Source organism: Solimicrobium silvestre (assembly GCF_002976435.1).
Taxonomy (GTDB): Bacteria; Pseudomonadota; Gammaproteobacteria; order Burkholderiales; family Burkholderiaceae_D; genus Solimicrobium; species Solimicrobium silvestre.
Map to the genome: position 1 here is coordinate 1 of NZ_PUGF01000017.1, position 20,999 is coordinate 20,999.

19 protein-coding genes and 2 tRNA genes are annotated in these 20,999 nt (G+C 47.5%); 7 read left to right on the plus strand and 14 right to left on the minus strand.

The genetic code is table 11. The features are described 5' to 3' along the window. Positions 1–452 precede the first annotated feature (452 nt). From S2091_RS16290 to atpD, 11 genes are all read right to left on the minus strand, one after another. On the minus strand, positions 453–2,129 hold the full coding sequence (locus S2091_RS16290) for a serine hydrolase domain-containing protein (RefSeq protein WP_165795007.1): 1,677 nt from the start codon (positions 2,127–2,129) through the stop codon (positions 453–455). Positions 2,130–2,578: 449 nt separating this feature from the next. Then, positions 2,579–2,998 (minus strand): hypothetical protein, encoded by a 420-nt coding sequence (locus S2091_RS16295; protein ID WP_133166930.1) that lies wholly within the window; start codon positions 2,996–2,998, stop codon positions 2,579–2,581. A gap of 684 nt (positions 2,999–3,682) precedes the next feature. Then, positions 3,683–4,606: a F0F1 ATP synthase subunit gamma gene (locus S2091_RS16300; protein ID WP_105533018.1), complete on the minus strand. Its 924-nt coding sequence runs from the start codon at positions 4,604–4,606 to the stop codon at positions 3,683–3,685. An 18-nt stretch (positions 4,607–4,624) separates the two neighbouring features. Beyond that, the gene (locus tag S2091_RS16305; RefSeq protein WP_105533019.1) at positions 4,625–6,172 is read right to left on the minus strand and encodes an alternate F1F0 ATPase, F1 subunit alpha; all 1,548 of its coding nucleotides are present in this window, start codon (positions 6,170–6,172) and stop codon (positions 4,625–4,627) included. Next, positions 6,169–7,104 carry a F0F1 ATP synthase subunit delta gene (locus S2091_RS16310; protein WP_105533020.1) on the minus strand — a complete coding sequence of 312 codons (936 nt, stop codon included), beginning with the start codon at positions 7,102–7,104 and terminating at the stop codon, positions 6,169–6,171. The genes S2091_RS16305 and S2091_RS16310 overlap by 4 nt, the downstream gene beginning before the upstream one ends. A 3-nt stretch (positions 7,105–7,107) precedes the next feature. Continuing rightward, positions 7,108–7,389 (minus strand): F0F1 ATP synthase subunit C, encoded by a 282-nt coding sequence (locus tag S2091_RS16315; protein ID WP_105533021.1) that lies wholly within the window; start codon positions 7,387–7,389, stop codon positions 7,108–7,110. Beyond that, positions 7,382–8,122, minus strand: a complete 741-nt coding sequence (locus S2091_RS16320) for a F0F1 ATP synthase subunit A (protein ID WP_105533022.1) — start codon at positions 8,120–8,122, stop codon at positions 7,382–7,384. Before S2091_RS16320 ends, S2091_RS16315 begins: the two co-directional genes overlap by 8 nt. After that, complete coding sequence (locus tag S2091_RS16325; RefSeq protein ID WP_105533023.1) at positions 8,119–8,430, minus strand: ATP synthase subunit I; 312 nt, start codon at positions 8,428–8,430, stop codon at positions 8,119–8,121. Before S2091_RS16325 ends, S2091_RS16320 begins: the two co-directional genes overlap by 4 nt. Continuing rightward, positions 8,423–8,779 carry an AtpZ/AtpI family protein gene (locus S2091_RS16330; RefSeq protein ID WP_105533024.1) on the minus strand — a complete coding sequence of 119 codons (357 nt, stop codon included), beginning with the start codon at positions 8,777–8,779 and terminating at the stop codon, positions 8,423–8,425. The genes S2091_RS16325 and S2091_RS16330 overlap by 8 nt, the downstream gene beginning before the upstream one ends. Continuing rightward, positions 8,769–9,161, minus strand: a complete 393-nt coding sequence (locus tag S2091_RS16335; protein WP_105533025.1) for a F0F1 ATP synthase subunit epsilon — start codon at positions 9,159–9,161, stop codon at positions 8,769–8,771. Before S2091_RS16335 ends, S2091_RS16330 begins: the two co-directional genes overlap by 11 nt. Continuing rightward, positions 9,151–10,608, minus strand: coding sequence for a F0F1 ATP synthase subunit beta (gene atpD / locus S2091_RS16340; protein WP_105533026.1), 1,458 nt, complete (start codon positions 10,606–10,608; stop codon positions 9,151–9,153). The genes S2091_RS16335 and atpD overlap by 11 nt, the downstream gene beginning before the upstream one ends. Before the next feature lie 282 nt (positions 10,609–10,890). Here atpD and S2091_RS16345 point away from each other — a divergent pair, with 282 nt between their 5' ends. Both S2091_RS16345 and S2091_RS16350 read left to right on the plus strand, forming a co-directional pair. Continuing rightward, complete coding sequence (locus tag S2091_RS16345) at positions 10,891–11,850, plus strand: DnaJ C-terminal domain-containing protein (RefSeq protein WP_105533027.1); 960 nt, start codon at positions 10,891–10,893, stop codon at positions 11,848–11,850. Then, entirely contained in the window at positions 11,847–12,170 is a 324-nt protein-coding gene (locus S2091_RS16350) for a chaperone modulator CbpM (protein WP_105533028.1), read from the plus strand. Before S2091_RS16345 ends, S2091_RS16350 begins: the two co-directional genes overlap by 4 nt. A 260-nt stretch (positions 12,171–12,430) precedes the next feature. On the opposite strand, the gene S2091_RS16355 is transcribed toward S2091_RS16350, so the two are convergent. Continuing rightward, a tRNA-Asn gene (locus S2091_RS16355) sits at positions 12,431–12,506 on the minus strand. Positions 12,507–12,634: 128 nt separating this feature from the next. Continuing rightward, positions 12,635–13,636, minus strand: coding sequence for a tyrosine-type recombinase/integrase (locus S2091_RS16360; protein WP_105533029.1), 1,002 nt, complete (start codon positions 13,634–13,636; stop codon positions 12,635–12,637). 826 nt (positions 13,637–14,462) lie between these two features. On the opposite strand from S2091_RS16360, the gene S2091_RS16365 reads away from it, so the two are divergent. From S2091_RS16365 to S2091_RS16390, 5 genes are all read left to right on the plus strand, one after another. After that, complete coding sequence (locus S2091_RS16365; protein ID WP_105533030.1) at positions 14,463–16,346, plus strand: potassium transporter Kup; 1,884 nt, start codon at positions 14,463–14,465, stop codon at positions 16,344–16,346. Positions 16,347–16,441: 95 nt separating this feature from the next. Continuing rightward, positions 16,442–16,531, plus strand: a tRNA-Ser gene (locus S2091_RS16370). 478 nt (positions 16,532–17,009) lie between these two features. Continuing rightward, positions 17,010–17,831: an isocitrate lyase/PEP mutase family protein gene (locus tag S2091_RS16375; protein WP_105533031.1), complete on the plus strand. Its 822-nt coding sequence runs from the start codon at positions 17,010–17,012 to the stop codon at positions 17,829–17,831. 381 nt (positions 17,832–18,212) lie between these two features. Continuing rightward, a complete protein-coding gene (locus S2091_RS16385) occupies positions 18,213–18,626 on the plus strand; it encodes a ribonuclease E inhibitor RraB (protein WP_207769728.1) in 414 nt (137 codons plus the stop codon). Between the two features lie 158 nt (positions 18,627–18,784). Then, positions 18,785–19,402: a trimeric intracellular cation channel family protein gene (locus S2091_RS16390; protein WP_105533033.1), complete on the plus strand. Its 618-nt coding sequence runs from the start codon at positions 18,785–18,787 to the stop codon at positions 19,400–19,402. Positions 19,403–19,545: 143 nt separating this feature from the next. Here the strand turns inward: S2091_RS16390 and S2091_RS16395 are convergent, their stop codons facing one another. Beyond that, entirely contained in the window at positions 19,546–20,925 is a 1,380-nt protein-coding gene (locus S2091_RS16395) for a hypothetical protein (protein ID WP_105533034.1), read from the minus strand. Positions 20,926–20,999 lie beyond the last annotated feature (74 nt).

A 20,999-nucleotide genomic window follows, 5' to 3' on the forward strand; every position in this document is an offset into this window, starting at 1 on the left:
CTCTTCGGTCACATAATCATCCAGCACCTCCGGCAGCAGCGTGCTTTGGGTGCGGTGCTCTCCTTGGATAAATCGCTTCATCAACGCTCCTTAACGTGGATTCGACTTTTTATATAACGCTTGAGAGATATTTCTGTTTACCTCGTTGACAGATTTTTTGAATTATTTTTTATTGCTTTTTAGGGTGCGTTTTTACACAGCCTCTGCCGCAAGCGCGCACTCAGGCCAACAACCTCCGCCACAATGCCTTGTCTTTGATGAATCAAACACTCTGGCAGCTATTGTTTTTACGGTTACGGGGTCTGCGCTGACAACCTGACAATTGCGAACTATCACCATCGAATGTCCGGACCCCAGCTTCTTCAGATCTCAGCTTCCACCAGCCTCCAAAGTGCGTTGGATTCAACCGGCCAATACAAATATTCTGAACCATTGACCTAATTAATTTTCGACTAGACTCGGGCAAGGTCCTTTCCAGACAGCTTCATTCTCATTGGGTGCCCGTTGACCATCTCCGAAAAACTGATCCATTCCGGACTGTCCATTTCGTCGCGCAAAAAGAAACGATGGTCAGGAGTTGGTTCAAGTGGAATCACGCCGTCTAACCAAAGAATTCCGGCTCGCAATACGACATGCATGCTTCCTATCCAATCGCTGTCATTACGATAGTGTCCAACATAACTGTGCCATTCTGATGGCACCGAAAATTCGCGCGCTCCAGTGTAATCTGCGCTCACATACCAATCGTTACCCCAGCCAACTTCAGCGAACTTGCCCTCCTTTTTATCACCATCACGCTTAAAGTGAACTGCGAATTTCGCAAACTCCGGGTGTAATACGGTAAACGAATTTTCAGCACCAATAGTCGGTTCCAACGTCACCTGTGTTCCCCGATGTATCAGATACAATCTGTCGCCGACCGAAGTGATTTCCAGAATTCGACCATCGGCACCGGAAAAACGTCCCTCATAGTCCGACGCCTTGTCGACATAATCGGATGGCTTTTGCAGCGGTATTTTCGGTAAAGGTTTTCCCTCCCGAGAGGCTCGCATTAGTCTTAACGCATATTCAGCTACAGGTCTGGGTCTATATCCCTGCATTGAATTGACAGATACGAATACACCAAGACCTGCATCAAGATCAACTTCAAGCGCCGATGCAAAAGATACCATTCCTCCCGTATGACGAAGACGGGTGTGACCATCCAGCGTATCAACCGTTATTCCATAACCATACTTGGCGCCCTTACCGAATTCATCTGCTTCCGCGTGCGGTGTTGAAAACAGCTTAAATCCCGCTTCAGAAACCAGTCTGCCAGTGGGAACCTGTCCACGGTTAATTAACATCTGCAAATAGGCCCCCATGTCAACCGCGTTGGACGCAATGCAGCCACTGGCCGTTGTCACTGCAATTGGAGGCGCAGCAACGAGGCGTCCGGCGCGCGGATAAGGGCGATCATTTAATTCAACCATATAGCTATTAACGACTCTATTGGCCATATCAAGTGTAATGATTGGTTCAGTTGATTTCATTCCGACAGGATTTAAAATACGAACCCGGAATGATTCTGCGAGTGGGCGTTGATCCAACGTCTCAAGCAGAAGCCCAAGAGCGTCATATCCCATATTGCAGTAATGAAAAAAAGTCCCCGGGGCCGCCGTTGCATGATGACGGAATGATGGATCTGTTGGAAATAGCTCACCATCCGGCAATGCTGCTGAATGCGTCAATAAATCATGGGTGCTGATTGAACGTGTAGTGGAATCAAACCGAACCCAGGGAAGATATTCGGCAATTGGACGATCAAGGTCCAATTTTCCTTCGTCGTGCAATTGCATCAAACAAAGACCTAAAAATGATTTCGTAATTGAACCAATATGGAATAATTTATTAGGTTTTATTGCACTGCGTTTGACACTGTCTTCCACCCCAAAGGTACAAACGCGTTGTATGCCGCTGGCGTCTACAAGTGTCAACGTCAGACCTGGAGCATTCATGTCTTTTAAGTATTGTTGGATAAATTGATCGAGTAATGGAAAGATAGCCGCATAACTGCTTTTTGTAATCGCTTGTGCTTCATTAATTATGAAATTACTGGTCGTTGCAGCGGCCGCGGTTTGAATACTCAAACGTAAAAATTCCCGTCTTTTCATATACCCTTTAGTTTATGATTATAAATTTGGTTGCTGCGAAAGAACTCTGTACTCAAAAAAATCTACCCAAAGTGGCCAAATACTACTCCCGCCATTTTCCAGCACTGCACGGACCCCCTGAGTGCTGGAATCTATTCCGGCAATCGGACACCAATGACGGAACGGACTTTCTCGAATTTATTGGATCACGGTAACACATATTAGTTGGCGCAAATGAAAAGCGCCGTGATTTCGCTTGTGCGTAACAACACAGCTGTGCATTTTGTAATTGATACCAGAGGAAAACAGTTGGGGCTAAGATAACGGGGAAATAAATCAGCGGCATGACTTGCTTGAAAACCGCTTCTTCAAACCTGAGAATAGGAGGTGGGCTACGTAACAATCGCCGGGTAGCCAAACGCGGTTAGGGAACATGTTAAATAAGCTCATAGCCCAACTGGTATCGCCTGCAAACTGATGTTCTTCACCACCCAACTTGCTTCATTTACTTCCGCCTCCGATGGTTCATCGACAGAAGTGTGTGACGCAAGTACGAAGTCATTTCCATTGCTGAGTACCCAAATTTGACACCAGGAGTGCCGCAATAAACTTGCTAGAACCGTTCCGTATGTTCCCATTTTGCACTTGCCGGTCGAGCGACCTCGGATCTGGACGTGTGCATTCTTATTCACAATACCTTCTGCGTAGGACACTAGTTGCTCTGGGATTGGGTTTGGTATGGTGCCACCGTGATATTCCGCTTGGATAGAAATTTGTAGAGCACCAGTACTCTCAGGATCTTCTTTGATGAATGTAGAAGGACCATCCGCATTTTCGCTCGATAGATCGACCCAGCTTGGAGGCAACTCGACAACTAAACGTAACATTCCGTCCCTTTCGTTTATTAATCCCCTCCGGTAAAAGTGAACCACGATCACCTTATTAAATTTCTATTTACTGTGAGAGAGCGAATGTCGGCTTTATGGCCTTTTGACGAAAGACCGCTCGGTGCCGATTTTGTTGAAAAACTCTTTTTTCGACATAGTTAAAAAAATTTTAGGCGTCTAGAGCAACTCTAAAAAATTTCAAGTCACCCGGCACAACGACGGCACTAAAAATTGACTGTGAACTTCTATTAGTCTTCAGTTCGGTATTTGAATCAAGTTTTCATATAAAACTTAATTTAGCCCAAATTTTGATCAACCCGTTTTTTGAGTTTTTCAACAAAATCTGCCGATTCCGAGCATTTTCTAAAACATGCTGATCGGCTTTTGGCCTTCGCATTGCGGTCATGCGCAAGTGAAAGACAATAATTGAAAAATTAATAAATAGCAACTTTGTTGCCTGTAAATTTCGTTTAATGCTAATACCTTACCTTTGTATTTAAAGCGATGGGTGGCTTATTGAAGATACGAATAGGCGGCTTTTTCAAATGTTAATTGGTGGTTTTCTTAATGCGAATATGCAATGACTGTGTAGTTCTAGTAGATGGTCTTGCGGAAGGTATGTTTATTCAGTTAATGCGTCCATGCGCCATTGCAAGTTAATTTTCAACGCACTTTGTTTCCCAGCGCATTTGAACCAGCAACAACATCAAACAATTCTTCGTCAATCGAGTTCTGCCGTAGTCGGTAAAAAGTTCGGCTTAATACAGTCGATAATTCATTGATGTTTTTCTCTGCGCGTTGCATTGCGGCGAGGCGGCTGGCGTTTTCGCTGACCAATGATTCCGCGCAAGCTTTGAACAGTGAGATGAAGAGATATTCACGAAGCAGGGCGCGTAATAGTTCGTTGCCCGTTTCTGACTCTCGTCCTGTTTTCATTCCTATCGCTTCCGGCAGGTTCTTGGTGGGCCACGGAATTGCTGTTATGTTTCGCTGCCATTCGGCATCTAATGGCAACAGGCGCTGACAAACTGGCTGATATTGCGATCCGGATAGCGGCGCGTTGTGGAAGACATAGATTGTCTCCTGATCGTAGTCAAATTCACTGTGCGGTCGATGCGCTTCACAATCGATCTGAATACGGCCGACTAACTGGGTGATCGCAGTGGCCGAATTCGGTACTCCATACGGGCCAAACAGCGGCAGGTTTGCATCGCCAAGGATGGCATGTAACCGCTCGCCCACTACCCAAATTTTCTTTTCGCCGGGTAATTTGTCGAGTTTATCCATGACGAAGCGACCCATTACATCGTTGAATTGGCCCACTAATCCTTGATCGGAGCCAAACACAATTGCACCAATTACCTTATGTTCGTTCTGTTGAAAATGGGGCGTTACCACTGGCCCGGCCTGCCGAAAGCAAGCACTTAATCCCAGGGTAACCGTGCGTTCGTAATCACCCAGCGACTGCACCGCATTTTCGTATTGGCCGATGCTTGACGCTGCCATTGCCTTCATCGTGCGCACTACCGACTTGAGTTTGTCGGCACCGCTGATCTTTCCGCGCAAGCTGGCTAAGGTGTCGCTCATAGGCTTCTCATCGATTATTCATTTGTCACTCGTGGCGGTAAGCACAAACGGAGTTAGCGCTGTTTTCGCTATACGCTGAATGGTTGCGCGATCTTCGTCGCTTAATTTTTTTTGAGTGGTAAAACGCTGACATACGTCGTCTGGAATTTCTTGCGCAGCCAGAGATAAAGCCTGCTCCGCCTCCGGCATTCGTTCTAGTGGAACCGTATCGAACAATCCCGACGTGAGTGCAAACAGTATGCAAATTTGTTTTGGTACTGTCAGCGGTGAATATATCGGTTGTTTGAGGCAAGCGCGGATACGGTTACCGTGGTCGATAATGTTGCGCGAGCTGTCGTCCAGTCGCGTACCAAAGCGCGAGAAGGTCTCGAGTTCTTCAAACTGGGAATAGGCTAATTTTATTGTGCCCGCAACAGCACGGTAAGCACCAAGCTGTGCCTTGCCGCCGACTCGAGACACCGACTTTGCTACGTCGATGGCGGGTAACATGCCTAGCTCGAACAGGGTGGGCGACAGATAGAGTTGGCCGTCGGTAATAGAGATCAGATTGGTTGGAATGTAGGCGGCAATATCTTGTGCTTCGGTTTCGATAATGGGTAAGGAGGTGAGCGAACCGCCGCCTAATTCTGTGCGCAGATGGGTTGAGCGTTCCAGCAGGCGTGAATGAATGTAGAACACGTCGCCTGGGAAAGCTTCGCGTCCGGGCGGCCGACGCAGCAATAACGACAGCTCGCGGTAGGCGCGGGCGTGCTGGGTGAGGTCGTCATAGACGATCAACACATCCCGACCCGCCTCCATGAAATGCTCAGCAATGCTGGTGGCGGCATAGGGGGCGATGTAGGTCAGGCCCGGTGCGTCGTTACCTTCACTGACCATGACCACCGTGTATTCCATCGCACCATGGCTGCGCAGATCGGCGACTACTTTGGCCACCGAAGATGCACGCTGGCCGATGGCGCAATAGATGCAGAGCACATTTTGACCACGCTGATTGAGAATGGCATCGAGCGCAATTGCCGTTTTCCCGGTCTGCCTGTCGCCCAGTATCAATTCGCGTTGTCCCCGCCCGATTGGAACCAGCGCGTCGATCACCTTTATGCCGGTTTGCAAAGGAGTCGTTACAGGCGCACGATCCATAATTGCCTTGGCGTTGCGTTCAATCGGCAGACGCTGCGAGGTAGAAATCGGGCCCTGCTCATCCAAAGGGCGGCCAAGCGGATTGATCACTCGACCCAGCAGCTCTTCGCCGACCGCAACATCCATGACGCGCCCGGTTCGTTCTACTTCATCCCCGGTTTGTAATTGCGTGTAGTCGCCAAGCAGCACCACGCCGATTTCATTCGCGTCGATATTGAAGGCAATGCCGCGTAATCCGTTTGGGAAACGGATTAATTCCTCAAACCCGATAGTGGGTAAGCCTACGATGGTGGCAATGCCGGTAGAGACGGCGGTGACAATGCCAACTTCGCGTACTGCGAGCTGATGCGCGTATCCTTCCCGCACCTGACTCATATGGGCAAAGGTGTCGCCAACGGCGGCTAACAGAGTATCGGGTAGCTCGCTCATTTAGAAGCGCTATCTGTGGTGACTGTATCTGGCTCGTCTTTAAAAGGCTCTGTCGGATCAGCAGTCTCATTCGCCTGTATCTGTGCTTCCGTCATAGGAATAATCGTTGGTGCATCCTCTGTTTTTGCTTCTGTTTCTGCTCCTGTCTTGGCGTCTACGTTGGTTTCTGCCTTAACCGCTGGCGTCACTATGTCGTTTATCCGCTTATCAAGGGAAGTCAAATAATCATCAATGCTCCATGCCAGTTTTTGGCCGTTTATACTCAGTTCGACGCCGCACACCAGACGCGGCGCGATGTCGAATTTGACGGGAGCTTCCATTGCGAAAGTTTCCTTCAACGCTAACTGGATCGCTTTCTGCTGTCCTTCAGACAAGGCAAACGCGCTACGTACCAATGCCGGTTCTGTTGAATTTTTAAGGGCCTTGGTCAATTCGGTCTTGGCGTGCTCGTCCAGCGTGCGTAGCCGGTCTATGAATACTTTGATTATTTGCGTTTCGACGCTGGCCGAACCGAGATCAGATAAGACCCGGCGAGCAATAGAAAATACTTCTTCCTGCACACCGATCGTCACCTCACGTTTGAGTGCATCATGTTCACCTTGCAAGGTCGCCTCAAGCTTGGTACGTAAGACATCGACATCTTTTCTCGTTTGATCGAGCATTTTTTTTCGCTCCGTTTTTGCGTCATCTTGTGCTGCCTGTAATAAGGCACTGCGGCCTTGTTCAAAGGTGTCATTTTTTTTCTGAAACTCGTTGCGCTGTTGTGTTGCTGCAGTCTGTTTAGATTCGGCATCCTTCAATGCGGCGGTAATTTTTGCCTCGCGTGCATCGATGGCATTCAGAATAGGCTGATAGAGATAGCGCTTCATCAGCCATACCAGAATCAGGAAATTGATCGTTTGTGCAACAACCGTAAACCAGTCGATTAACATAACTTACTTCCCTGTCGTGAGGCTAATCACATGATTCCAGAACGGGTTCGCAAAGATCAGGATCATCGACACGACAAAACAATAGATAGCGGTCGATTCGATCATGGCGAGTCCCACGAACAAGGTGCGTGTGATTGTTGCTGCGGCATCGGGTTGTTGTGCCAGTGAAGTTAGTGCTGTTGCCACCGCACGCCCTTCGCCCAGTGCGGGCCCGATTACGCCGATGGCGATGGTAATGCCAGCGGTAAAAATAGAAACTATCGCGATAATCGTCATGTTATCCATGAGGTGCGTCCTTTGGGTTGGGAGTTTGCGGTTGCGGATTGGTTTTTAGATTAGCGACGGGCTCAGGTGCCCGTACCTGCATGGCTGCCGCAATGTAGACGGTTGCCAGAATGCTGAAAATATAGGCTTGCACCATGCCGGTTAGCAGGCCGAGTAAGGTCATCACTAAGGGAAACAAAAAAGGTGTAATGGTGAGCAGGATGGCGATGATCATCGTTCCGCTCATCATATTGCCGAACAGGCGTACTGCTAATGCCAGCGTACGCGACAATTCGCTGATGATGTTAAAGGGCAGCATCAGCAGGGTCGGCTCTAGATAGGACTTCAGGTAGCCGCTTAAACCCTGTTGTTCAATGCCAAACAACGGTACCGCGACGAATACGCAAAGCGCCAGCGCTGCCGTGGTTGACAGAGAACCCGTGGGTGGCACGTAGCCTGGAATGACGGTACATATACTTGCCGTCGCGACAAACAGGAATAGCGTCCCCAGGAAACCAAGATATTTTTCCGGGTTCGCCAAGCCGACCTCTTCGATCTGTTGTTTGATGCCGATAACGATGATTTCTAACGCACCTTGCCACCGGGAGATTTTTTCATCGGTTGCGAGCTTGCGGGTCACCAGCATGGCACCGACCGTCATCGCCAGCATCAAGAGCCAGGTTGTAATAATGGTTTCATTCAAATGGATGAAGCCGTATTGCCACAATATCAGTTGATCAGAGCTAAGATTCATTGTTCTTCCGATGCGTCTAGAGAGGGCGGCAAACGTAATTGACGTACATGAAAAAATCGTAGTACCGCAAACCGTGCAACGATGAATCCCAACAGGCAGACAATGGCGCGGTGCCAATCATCACCTGCTACCAAGTGCAGCCCAACCAGCATTCCCACTGTGCGTAATAGCAAACTGCCGAAAAACCAAAGTGCCGGGTTATCGGACACGACTCCTTTGAGAGTAGTCCACCACAAGCCGCCAAAAAACAGTGCGCCGATTACGATACCAACGGCAAACGCACCGGCGAGGTTAATGAAGTCATTCATCGCGGCTTTCCTTTTCGACCGGTTCACTCTGTTCTTTGTGTATTGCAGAGTCTTCCTTGGCTACCCAATGCCAGGCGTTGAAACAACCAAGGCATAACCCGGTAATTAACAATGTCAGCGTCCATGAATGTCCAGCCGGATAGTGCTTGTCGATCCATATTCCAATAGCAGCCCCCACCAACGTAGGAACCACCACCGACCAGCCGACCAAGCCCATCATTCCGAGACCAAACCAGACACCCTGTATAGTCCTTCTTTGCGCCCGGAGTTTGCGCATTTCTTGCTCGCCTACCTTGCGACTAAAGGTGGTCTCTACGATTGTCTCTGGCTGTTCTGGCTTATTGGACATGATGAAATGCCGCGAAACGTTGAATGAAATTGCTTTCCAGCTTAGACATGACACTACGCACACTCTGTTCTTGCGCGTCCAAAGTCAGGAAGTCTTTTTGGATTGTTTCATGCAGGTGGCCAAGATCAGTGCCGCCGATGGCGTTACGTACAGAAACCAGTACTTCAGCACCAATTTTGACCAACAAACCTTCATCTACCGCCAGATAAAATTCCTCACCATTTGCCATGGCATAGCTCAATATTCCCGGCGACAGCGCGGTCACACAATCGAGTCGATTCGGTAACAGGCCGAATGAACCGTGCGGAGTTTGCGCCACGATGCGTGCTACGTCTGGCTTGTCGGCAAATATCTGAAAGGGTAACAATACTTTAAGATGCATGAACCATCTCCGGTTCAGGTGTTAACTTCGCTATCGGTTTTACTTCTACCGTCGGTTTAGCAGCCATTTTTACTTCATCGATCGCGCCGATCATGTACAGCGCACTCTCTGGTACGTCCTTGAATTCATCATTCAGTATGCGTTCACAACCATCGAGCGCATCTTTTAAGCTCACTGTTTTACCTGATACGCCGCTAAATTGCTCGGTAGTGAAAAACGGCTGTGTCAGGAAGCGTTCCAGACGACGCGCACGGGCCACTACGTTGCGGTCGTCCTGTGATAACTGTTCCAGGCCGAGCATGGAGATAATGTCTTTGAGTTCTGAATATTGCGCCAACGTATGCCGTATTTCCTGCGCTAGCCGGTAGTGACGGTCGCCGATAATGCCAGGCGTCGCCATTTTTGAATTGGACTGTAGCGGATCAATCGCCGGAAACAAGCCTTCGCTGGCGCGGTCGCGTGACAGTACAATGGATGCCGACAGATGTGAAAAAATATGCACGGCGGCCGGATCCGTAAAATCATCTGCTGGCACATAAACCGCCTGAATGGATGTGATCGCGCCGGTGGCCGTATTAGCGATACGCTCTTCAAGCCCTGCCAGTTCGGTTGCCATCGTCGGCTGGTAACCCAGGCGGGACGGCATCTGTCCCATCAAGCCAGATACTTCGGAACCCGCCTGAATAAAGCGAAACACATTGTCGATTAATAGCAAGACATCGCGGTGCTCGTCATCGCGGAAGTATTCCGCCATGGTTAACGCAACATGACCCGCACGGAAGCGGCTGCCTGGTGGTTCGTTCATCTGGCCGAACACCATCACCATATTTGGCAGTACGCCAGCGTCTTTCATGTCGTGATAGAGCTCTTCGCCTTCGCGGCAACGTTCGCCGATGCCACAAAAGATGCTGACGCCATCGTGATGTCCGACTACGTTATGAATCATTTCGGTTAGTAGCACGGTTTTGCCAACGCCCGCTCCGCCGAATAGCCCCGCCTTACCGCCGCGTTCCAATGGGACTAGCACATCAATTACCTTGATACCGGTTTCGAATATTTCGGATTGAGTTGAACGTTGTGCCAGCGGAGGCGGGGAGCGATGCACAGAGCGCCACGACACATCGGAGAGCACCGGCCCACGGTCGATGGCGTTGCCGAATACATCGAACATGCGCGACAACGTTCCTTTCCCCACTGGCGTTGTCAATGGGCCGCCGGTATCCGTCACCGGCATGCCACGCGCAAGCCCTTGTGTTGGTGTCAACGCAATCCCTCGCACGCTATAGGCATCGAGCTGCGCCCAGACTTCAACGGCAATCTGTACTTGTGCGTTAACGTGTAACAAGGTGTTGATGGGGGGCAGGCGGTTCTCGAACCGGATGTCCACCACACTGCCGCGTACTGACAAGATCGTGCCGATGTTGGGAGCTGATGTTGAAGTAGTCATTTATTGTTCCAATACATACGTTCCTGTTGTGGCAACAAGCGGAAGGTGGCTCCTCACTTCATGCATTTTGTTATGCCGATGAGTGATCGTGAGCGCTAAAAGCTTAAGGGTGTACGGAACACGCCAGTTCATCTGTACGGTAGCGAACTTAGCGATGATTTTCTAATGTAAAAAGTCTATGTGGTTTGCCGCACAGATCAGGACAGGCATTGCGCGCACAGTTCATGGTGCAGATATGCAGGAAACCCGTCCGGAATAGCGCATTTATCAATCAGGATTCCAATGAAATACAAAGACTACTACCAGATACTGGGCGTCGAGCGAAGCGCAAGTACGGATGACATTAAGAAGGCCTATCGCAAGCTGGCGCATAAATATCATCCGGATGTCTCTAAAGATCCCGAAGGAGAAGAGAAATTCAAGGAAATAGCAGAAGCCTATGCGACATTGAAGAATACCGAAAAGCGTGAAGAGTACGATGCGATGGGGCCGCGAACAGCGGGTGATAATTTTACGCCGCCGCCTGAATGGCAAAATCGTTACGGCACTACCGGGTCAAATTTCGATGATGTGGATATTTCTGATCTTTTGAATGCATTTCGTTCCAGCGGATTTGCTGACGTGAAAAATCACGGCCGGGCAAGCCATGCAATGCCGGGTGAAAACTATACAGTAACGGTTCCTATTTCCCTGGAAAAAATTGCCACCGGCGGCGAAACCGATGTTCGCGTTGAGGTGCCGGAACAGGATGAAAATGGACTCCCACATCGGGTATCACGAACATTTCGCGTCAACATTCCAAAGGCGGCGAGCGACGGTCAGCGGTTACGGCTTGTCGGTAAAGGTGGCCCTGGCCGCAACGGCGGTAAACCTGGCGATTTGTACGTCGCGCTCACCATTGCACCTCACGCCATTTTTCGTGTCAGCGGGCGCGACCTGTTTTTTGATCTATTACTGACTCCATCGGAGGCGGTATTGGGCACAACTGTGGAGATACCGACATTAAATGGCAGATTGGAGCTCACCATCAAACCAGGAACGTCCTCCGGGCAGCGACTCCGTCTCGCCAAACGAGGGTTGCCTTCTGCGCACGGTGATGCGGGAGATTTGTACGCCGTGTCGCGCATCGTCGTACCTAAACAAGCTAGCGATCAAGAAAAAGCGCTGTACCGGCAACTTGCCGCTATTTCGGGTGGCACAGTTCATAGCGTGCGAGAAAGTCTTGAAAAGGAAGCAAAATGAGTACCAATATTTCCGAATGCATCTGGCTCAGTGATCACGATGTTTGTTCAGCCAATCACTTAATAGCAGTATCCGGGTTGTCTGCGGAAGAATTTGATGAACTAGTGCAAATTGGCATCATTACACCAATCAATGACAGCAAGTATTATCGATTAAGTTATATCGTCACCGCCAACACCGCCCGCAGGCTGCGCGATGATTTCGAGTTAGATTTGCACGGCATGGGATTGGCAATGACGTTGATGTTGCGCATCGAGAATTTGCAGGCAGAATTGAATAATGCGCGGGCGCGGATTCCTGCATCAATTAGGCCATATTAAATTAATACATTATTGGATTGATGTCTGCTTTATAAGCATGCGATGTTATGCAATGACTTCAAATGTGGTTTTGATCATTTCAAAAGAAGACGATCATTATCGGCATACTTTTGTTTCGCGAGATTAGATGTGGTGAGGTGCTGCACGTACCTTGCATTAGTACAAATGGTAAAACATGCTGATGCGATGGGATTTTTGCTTTGCGGAACAATAGCAGAAATAGAAAAAGGGCTGCAATTGCTTGCAGCCCTTTATATTCTTGGCTCCCCGACCTGGACTCGAACCAGGGACCTGCGGATTAACAGTCCGTCGCTCTACCAACTGAGCTATCAGGGAATTGTCTTTGAAATCAATGTGTTAGAAGCTAACTTTGCAATCAACTGTCTAACTGAATTTCACAACAGAACGAATTATATCAGAACTTTTTGGGAGTAGTGGATTTTTATGCAGTGTTTTTTCTCTTTTTAATTCTCGTTTAAATGGTGCTTGAGAAAATTTTCAGTTACGGCTAAAGATTTGTGCCCAAGCAGGTCGCAAATGGTTTCTATTGCGATTCCAGATTGCGCTAAATCTAGTGCACCTTTTACTTTTAAATCTTGTAATCCGAACGAGGCAATGCCGCCATTTTTTTGGTATCTGTGCAGCATGGCTGCGATGCCGGTTGGCGTATAAGGCGTACCTAATCGGGAAGCGAGTAGATAATGTTGAGTGGATGTGGCTGGTAAAACGTTATCGATCGCTTGCTGCAACTGCTTATCTATTTCTATTTTGAGCGCTTTATTGGTTTTACTGTGAATCAGATGAATAAAGTGGACTCCCTGATCGGTTTGAATCGCGTCCCGCTGAATGCGCAGCACTTCCGCCGGATTTTGCAGCGTTTTATAGGCAAGTTGCATCGCTAATTGAACTTGCGGTGTGGCAAGTTGATAAATGGCGAGGTAATCGAGGTCGCTAACATAACGCACGCGTGGTGTTTCTTTATTGCCGCCGATTTTTGTACATGGATTTACGGTGATGTTGCCGCCGCCTGTGCTGATGAGCCATGCGAATACGCTACCTAACAGTGTTTTTTCACGATTGGCACGCACGCCGCGTCCCAGTTGCTGATTAATATCCAGATAGTTTTTGACTTGCTCCGCATCAATCATTTCTGGATTCAATGCGCCAAAGTGCGCTTTTAGCGGTAACGCATAATGCTGATAATCAGAAAGAGTACGGGCGGCTTTTTGTTTGAGCTTAACTAATTGCTCAAAATGTAAAAGATAGTCATCAATGATCCACGCCATTGTATGGTTAGCGGGCGTGTCATTGTTGTAATGCACAGCCAGATGGCGGGCATGATGAATGTCTGTACCTAGGTTCTCCCATTTGCCGGTGAGTGCGTGAATATACCAAAACGCGTTGTGTTTATAGTGGCAACGTGCTGGTAAATTAAGTGGATTTCCGTCTTTTCGCTCTCGTTGCATGGGCTTATTTTACTGAAATTGAAATGTTGACATGATAAACCGCTTCCATTCGTTAAATTATGCCTAAATATATTGCATCGCAGAATGAAATTATCGCTTCTTCTTGCCGACTCACTATTGTTTCTTTCTGATTGCCAACTATAGTAATACTAGCTGGAAATGAAAACCCGCTGCGGTGGAATGCAAAAGAAGTCATTCTGCCATGCTTAGTGAGTTTATCCGGCAATTTTGCCTGCCCATATTGGTATCTGCTGAATTTTTAGGCTTTTTGTTAAAAGCGCTATTAATCAATGGTTTATAGAAACATTTTCCGTAGATCTGCGAACTTATCCACAAAATTTGTGAAGAACTTTAGTGTTATTTAGATTTGTTTTTTTTATAATGCCATTGTTTTTTCTGTGAATAATTGCGCAGCTAGCTACTCTAATTTGTCATTTGGACGTCATAATTTAACGTTAGGATAGTCATGTATCCCCAATTCTTTCCAAAGAGAATTTGCCCGTAATTGCAAAATTACGGGTTTTTTTTTGCTGAAACAGAGGAGATGTGCCTCGCTATGAGGCACGTAGTTGCTGCTGAACTTGTTGCTAATCGTCAACAGTGAGGTAAATGTAGTGGTATAACTTAGCGCGAGATAACGTTACCAGGTACTTTGCGGATTGCGTAAAACTCGGCTAAATTGTTGAATTGTTTATGGATTATTGATACAGGCATCGGCCGCAGTGAAATTGACCTATGGCATCACATAAAAATACTATAAACAACGCTTGATTTGATCATCTGATTGTCATATTGTGCAATGCACTAATTACTTCAAGGTATTCAATTGTCTTCTCAATTTCAACCAACGAAAAGCAGCACCCCAGCGTTAACCATCGCTGCTGTTGGTATCGTATATGGCGATATCGGAACTAGCCCGCTTTACACCATGCAAACCATTTTCTCTAAAGAATACGGTTTAGATTTAACTAATGCCAACATTTTGGGCGTAGTTTCATTAATTATGTGGGGCCTGTTTATTGTCGTGGCGCTCAAATACGTCACGCTGATTTTACGCGCTGATAACCGCGGCGAAGGCGGTATTATTGCGTTAATGGCATTGGCTTTAGAGTCGGTGGGTAAAAAATCACGCTGGAGCTACGCCTTATTGCTGCTAGGTTTATTCGGCGCCGCCTTGTTTTACGGCGATGGCGTTATTACTCCCGCGATGTCAGTCATTTCGGCAATCGAAGGGTTGAACGTCGCCACCCCGAGTTTTAGTACTTACGTCGTACCAATTACCGTGGTGGTACTGATTACCTTATATTCATTCCAGCACAAAGGAACCGCCGGGATCGGTAAATGGTTTGGCCCGATTATGGTGTTGTGGTTTATCGCTTTAGCAGTAATGGGTGTGCTTAACATCCTCAAAGCCCCAATCATTTTGATCGCCTTAAATCCATTTCACGCCTTTGCATTTTTGATGCATCACGGTTGGCTGGCGTTTGTGGCGCTGGGTGCCGTTGTGTTGGCATTTACCGGTGCAGAAGCACTCTATGCCGACATGGGGCACTTTGGTCGCAAACCAATTCGTCTGGCCTGGTTTGGCATCGTTTTTCCCGCTTTAATGCTAAATTATTTAGGGCAGGGCGGTTTGCTCATGACGAACGCTGCTGCTGTAGAAAATCCGTTTTATTATCAATTAGGCGCATGGAGTATTTACCCATTGGTGGCCTTATCTACCGTCGCTGCGGTGATCGCTTCGCAAGCGACTATTTCCGGCACGTATTCGATGACTAAAGAAGCGATTTCACTCGGATTATTGCCTCGCTTATCTATTATTCATACCTCAGTCAAAGAAATCGGCCAGATCTATATGCCGATGGTGAACTGGATTCAGTTAGCAGCAGTGTTGGGCGCGGTGGTTGGTTTCGGTTCTTCGGCCAATTTGGCCGCTGCCTATGGTATTGCAGTGACCGCGACCATGTTAATCACCACAGTGTTGACCTTCTTCGTCATTCGCCAGGCATGGAAATACAATATTGTCCTCTGTGTTGCCGCCACCGGTTTCTTCTTTATTATTGACACCGCATTCTTCTCAGCGAATGCACTCAAAATCATGCACGGCGGCTGGTTCCCCTTAGTGCTGGGCTCGATTATGTTTACTGTTATGCTGACCTGGCATAAAGGGCGTGAATTAGTGTTCCAGAATTTAAGAGTCCACGCGATTCCGCTTAAAGATTTTTTAGCTTCGTTATTTATCGCACCACCGCACCGCGTTGGCGGCACGGCGATCTTCTTGCGTAGTGCTTCGGAAGGCGTACCACATGCATTGCTGCATAATTTATCGCACAATAAAATCTTGCACGAACGCGTCATTTTCTTAACTGTTTACAATCAGGAAATCCCTTGGGTGCCATTCAATGAGCGCGTCAGAGTTATTGCACTGGGCAATGAGTGCTATCAGCTTGACGTGTTTTATGGTTTTAAAAATGAACCCGACATTCCACAGGCATTAGAGCTGGCAGAAGCCAAAGGACTCAAGTTTGAAATTATGGAAACGTCCTTCTTCGTGACCCGACAAACCATTGTTTCCCGTCCGCAGCACGAAATGTCCGCATGGCGCGAATGGTTATTTGTGATTATGTCGCGTACAGCAAGAGATGCGGCCGACTACTACCACATTCCAAGTAACCGGGTTATTGAGGTCGGTTCGCAAGTGGAAATTTAAGGTGCGCAACTAATTGCATTTGTTCAGCCTAGCCCGTATAATTGCGCGCTTCGGCTCCGCAGCATAATATTGCTGCGGTTGCACTCAAGTAGTAAGGAGAGGTGGCAGAGTGGTCGAATGTACTTGACTCGAAATCAAGCGATGGGGCGACCCATCCGAGGGTTCGAATCCCTCCCTCTCCGCCAGTAATACTAATGCCCGCGCAAGCGGGCATTTTCATATCTAAACGACGAGGAGAAAGCATGCTCGTGCGAGGAATTCTAAGGTAATCATCTGTAGGTGAATGCGCAGCCTGCGCCTGCCTAAGCAAATCATTCCTTCCGTCCGCAACTCGTTTTAAGTAGTACCAACCCCCCCTAAAAAAATCCGCATAAAATCGAGTATTTATGCGTGTTTTTTGTTTCAGGCGGATCCACACAGTACATTGATATCTCAAGTTTTTGCATCCAAGGATGAATAGTTCAAAAGCCTATTGATGCAAAAATGACTAAACTCTTAGCCCCGCAGACTGATTTCCCGGCATTTTTACATGATGAACCTCAATTCTGCTGATTGGCTGTATGGGGTGGTAATTTTGTCTGCGGGCAAGCGTTAAGTTATAAATTCGGATAGGATTATCGCTCTGGCTGCATATTGATTAATGATTTTTTTGCGAGGTACTAAATGTTGACTCAGGCGGAAAAAGGAAAAGCTTTTCGTGCGCTCCATGAGAATAAGGGCGCATTCATCATTCCCAATCCATGGGACGTGGGCACAGCAAGATTACTTGCGTCCCTTGGTTTTGAGTCGCTGGCAACCACTAGCGCTGGCTACGCGTTTTCCGTCGGACAACCGGATAATACGATTGCTCGTGATGAGATGATCGCGCATGTGGCTGCTATTGTTTCAGCCACAGATTTGCCAGTAAGTGCCGATCTTGAGAACGGTTTTGGTGATACTCCTGAATCGGTTGCGCAAACAATCAGGCTTGCGGCGGCAGCGGGTTTAGTTGGTGGTTCGATCGAAGATTCAACCAATCGTCCGGATGATCCGATTTATGGTCATGAACTTGCCGTTGAGCGAATCCTTGCAGCTTCGGAGGTGGTGCGAACGCTCCCATTTCCCTTCACATTGACTGGCCGCGCGGAAAATTACATGGTCGGCCGCCGTGATATCAACGATACAATTAAGCGACTTCAGGCCTACCAAGAGGCGGGGGCAGATGTGCTCTACGCGGCTGGCCTTTCGAGTAAAGAGGACATTGCTGCGGTTGTCAGTTCTGTTGATCGGCCAGTGAATGTTGTGATGGGATTGCAAGGCGCTCAACTGAGTCTTGCTGAACTGTCAGCTATCGGAGTCAAACGCATCAGCGTTGGAAGCGCACTCTCCCGAGCTGCCCTCGGAGCCTTTCTTCGCGCTGCTCGCGAGATGCGTGAGGATGGCACCTTCGATTTTGCAAATGAGGCAGTCAGCTATAAGGAAATCAATGCCATGTTCAAGGCATGACGGATGTAACCAATCAGATTTCCAAATAAGTAATACTAAAACCCCGAACTTTTCAATGAAATCAATCATTTAGAAGTTCGGGGTTTTTCCATTTCAGCACATATTTTTACCAGATGCTGAAGGCGTTAGCTTGCTCTGGGTATTCAACTAATTTTACTGACAGAATTTTCATTTTTTTGAAAATGCCATAAATGTGGCATTGCGGAAATATTTCTATATGCTGTTTATTTCTTGATGTAAACTTAAAAAGCGTGAGCATTGGGACTTCAAAGCAGTCATTGGATGCAATAAAGCGAATAAGAACGATCGGCCAAATATTCATTAATGTACTGACGCTATTTGAAAATCATTAGAAACGCTATCTCTACAGGTTAACGATAAATGAAAAAAATATTTATAAGATTAATCGCCCTGTTTGTACTTTTGTCAGTTTTTGATCTTGCTTCGGCTAAAGACAAAATTGTGATTACTCTGGAACAGTTAAATAAAATGTTCGTAAGTATGCGTTCTGACTTGGGAGATAAAGTTGATGGCGATTTGTTGTGGGGTTATTTTTTCACAGATTCTGATCCCAAAAAGCTTCAGCCACTAGCAGACCGGTTGTCAAAAAATGGTTACCGAGTCGTGAATATTTATCTCACTGACGATAAGAATAAATATTTCTTACACATTGAAAAAATTGAACACCACACACCAGAATCGTTAAATAAAAGGAACGCCGAATTTTACAAATTGGCGAATGAATTCCAACTGGAATCCTATGATGGAATGGATGTAGGGCCGGTGGGAAAGTAATCATAGTATGAATGGTAGATTGCCTTTATATTCAACCGGTGAAAGTCACCCAGACTGGCAGTAGCTTAGCTTTAAATATGAAGTAGTTGATGTAAATTTGTTTTCGTAACATGCCCCCATTGTGGGCAAAAAATTGGATACCGAAGTCGATGGCTAGAATGAAATTAAAAACAGAAGCAGTCGTATTGGCGGCAGATTTGATCGGAACTTCGGTGTTTGCGGTCGAAGGCGCGCTTAGTGCAATTCACGGCAATTTGGATCTGTTAGGTGTGATGGTGATTGCGTTCATCGCCGCACTTGGTGGTGGAGTTATTCGTGATATGTTGATTGGCGCAACGCCGCCGAATGCGATTCGTGACTGGCGCTATCCTGCGCTGACATTCCTGGCTGGTTTGCTGACCTTTATATTCCATTCGTCATTTCAGGCAATACCCACCCAGCTCATGTTAGTGCTAGATGCAGCTGGTCTATCTTTATTTGCCGTGGCCGGCGTTGAAAAAGCAACTATGTTTGGTATTCGGCCATTTGTTGCGATGTTGTTGGGTACGGTAACAGGAGTAGGGGGCGGGGTAATTCGCGATATATTAATGACGCGGGTACCCGCAGTTCTGCAGACAGATATTTATGCAACGGCTGCTTTTTTCGGTGCTTTTATCGTGTTACTGGGGCGCCGCTTTGGCTTGTCGGAAGGCTCCGCAGGATTACTTGGCGGCTTGGTGTGCTTTACTGTGCGTTTACTGTCAGTTGCTTATGGCTGGCATTTACCTAAAGCCTGAATTATTAATGGACAGGGGGCAGGTCTACTATTCATAGATCTTTCTATGAAAATAGGTGAATTTAGGTCAGCCCCCTATACCTAATCGCTGCTACACACGTATGCAGGTCATGAGATCGATCAATCAATCATAAAATAGAGCAGCTAGTCATGCTCTTTTTTGTCAGCTGGTTTCCCTTCTTCCTTCGAATTTTTGGGGGCCAGTTTCTTGTGTAAATTTTCATCCACTTTTTGTGGTTCAGCTTTACTAGGTTCCACAGGTTGTGGCGGAATTGGAGAAACTTCATTAGTTGGTGGCGGTTCTGCTCGTTTCACAGGTGAAGGTTTTGTTTCAACTACTGGTGAACGTACTTGTGTTGGCGGTGTTTCATTTGGGCGCACATGATTTTGATTATTGTGTTCCGACTCACTCGTCGTCGGGCGAGTAGTGGGCGGAGCAATTGGTGAAGGATGTTCTATCTGGTTATTAGGCTTTGTATGCTTTGAATTCGGTACCACAGGTTGAGAATGCGCTGACACCGTGGATACTTGACGAGCCGATGTGATTTCAGCTGCCGGTGCTACGTTTGTATGCGGATGTATCAACGCAGATGGGACTATCGGACGAACAACTTGTGCAGACGGTAATGTCATTGGTGGATGTCCTGCTACATAAGTTGGTATAGCTTTGGTTGAAACAGGTTCAGGAGCTGCTGCATTGACTACAGGTGTTTGAGCAGCAGCTAAGTGTGGTTGTGCCGGAATAGAAGTATTTACTGCTTGTCCGTTAGCCGTGGAGTTTGCCGGTGCGATGACGGTTACGTTGGTAATGTTGGTTGTGTTGGTTTGATTGTTGTTGGTAATGTGCATTCCTGATCTAATAATTGGCGGCAAACCAGAGACCACTGCAGGTGAAGTACCAATTGGTGCTGGTACGATCAAACCGTAATACGAACCGGGAGGCGCTGGGATGAACACGCCTTCAGGGCCATTTGGACGTGATCCTGCGATGACGCCTAACGTTATGACACCAATAGCAATGTTTGCGTTTAAAGATGGTGCAACAAAAGATATCCCCGGCGCAGCCCAAAAACCATTAACGAAAATTACTGAATTATCGCGATGGTCATAGTATGGATTATTCCAGTGATAACCGGGGCGTGGTGGCGGTGCCCAACTGCCATGCGCCCAGACCCAATTTCCCTCCCAAACCCAATAACCTCCAGTCCAAATTTCATCATCAGAAGGTTGTGGTGGCGGTGTATCCACTAACATAGGCGGCGGTGCCCAATCAACTCTAATTGGCGACGGTTGAACTAGCGGAGGTTCAACATAGACGCTTACAACTGATTGCGGAGCCGGTGGAGCGTACTCTTGCGACGAAACTCCTGATTGTTGCGCAGAAACTTGAGTTGTATCCGGCATTGCTTGAGTGGACGATTGTGAGTCTGATTGATTTACAGCTGGTTGCGTCGCTGTATCCGACTGCTCCTTGGCGCTACAGCCGGCCAATAATATTGCTAAAGTGATGGCTATCTTTTTCAAAAAAATCTCCTGGCTAAAACGCTATGTGGGATACCTTGATATTGCCAACAGTGACTAGCTGCTAACTAAAATCG

Coding starts and splice junctions, on each gene's coding strand:
- S2091_RS16300 (WP_105533018.1), bottom strand. CDS start 4,606: ATGAGCGACACCTTAGCCAGCTTGCGCGGAAAGATCAGCGGTGCCGAC.
- S2091_RS16305 (WP_105533019.1), bottom strand. CDS start 6,172: ATGAGCGAGCTACCCGATACTCTGTTAGCCGCCGTTGGCGACACCTTT.
- S2091_RS16310 (WP_105533020.1), bottom strand. CDS start 7,104: ATGTTAATCGACTGGTTTACGGTTGTTGCACAAACGATCAATTTCCTG.
- S2091_RS16315 (WP_105533021.1), bottom strand. CDS start 7,389: ATGGATAACATGACGATTATCGCGATAGTTTCTATTTTTACCGCTGGC.
- S2091_RS16320 (WP_105533022.1), bottom strand. CDS start 8,122: ATGAATCTTAGCTCTGATCAACTGATATTGTGGCAATACGGCTTCATC.
- S2091_RS16325 (WP_105533023.1), bottom strand. CDS start 8,430: ATGAATGACTTCATTAACCTCGCCGGTGCGTTTGCCGTTGGTATCGTA.
- S2091_RS16330 (WP_105533024.1), bottom strand. CDS start 8,779: ATGTCCAATAAGCCAGAACAGCCAGAGACAATCGTAGAGACCACCTTT.
- S2091_RS16335 (WP_105533025.1), bottom strand. CDS start 9,161: ATGCATCTTAAAGTATTGTTACCCTTTCAGATATTTGCCGACAAGCCA.
- atpD (WP_105533026.1), bottom strand. CDS start 10,608: ATGACTACTTCAACATCAGCTCCCAACATCGGCACGATCTTGTCAGTA.
- S2091_RS16345 (WP_105533027.1), top strand. CDS start 10,891: ATGAAATACAAAGACTACTACCAGATACTGGGCGTCGAGCGAAGCGCA.
- S2091_RS16350 (WP_105533028.1), top strand. CDS start 11,847: ATGAGTACCAATATTTCCGAATGCATCTGGCTCAGTGATCACGATGTT.
- S2091_RS16360 (WP_105533029.1), bottom strand. CDS start 13,636: ATGCAACGAGAGCGAAAAGACGGAAATCCACTTAATTTACCAGCACGT.
- S2091_RS16375 (WP_105533031.1), top strand. CDS start 17,010: ATGTTGACTCAGGCGGAAAAAGGAAAAGCTTTTCGTGCGCTCCATGAG.
- S2091_RS16385 (WP_207769728.1), top strand. CDS start 18,213: ATGAAAAAAATATTTATAAGATTAATCGCCCTGTTTGTACTTTTGTCA.
- S2091_RS16390 (WP_105533033.1), top strand. CDS start 18,785: ATGAAATTAAAAACAGAAGCAGTCGTATTGGCGGCAGATTTGATCGGA.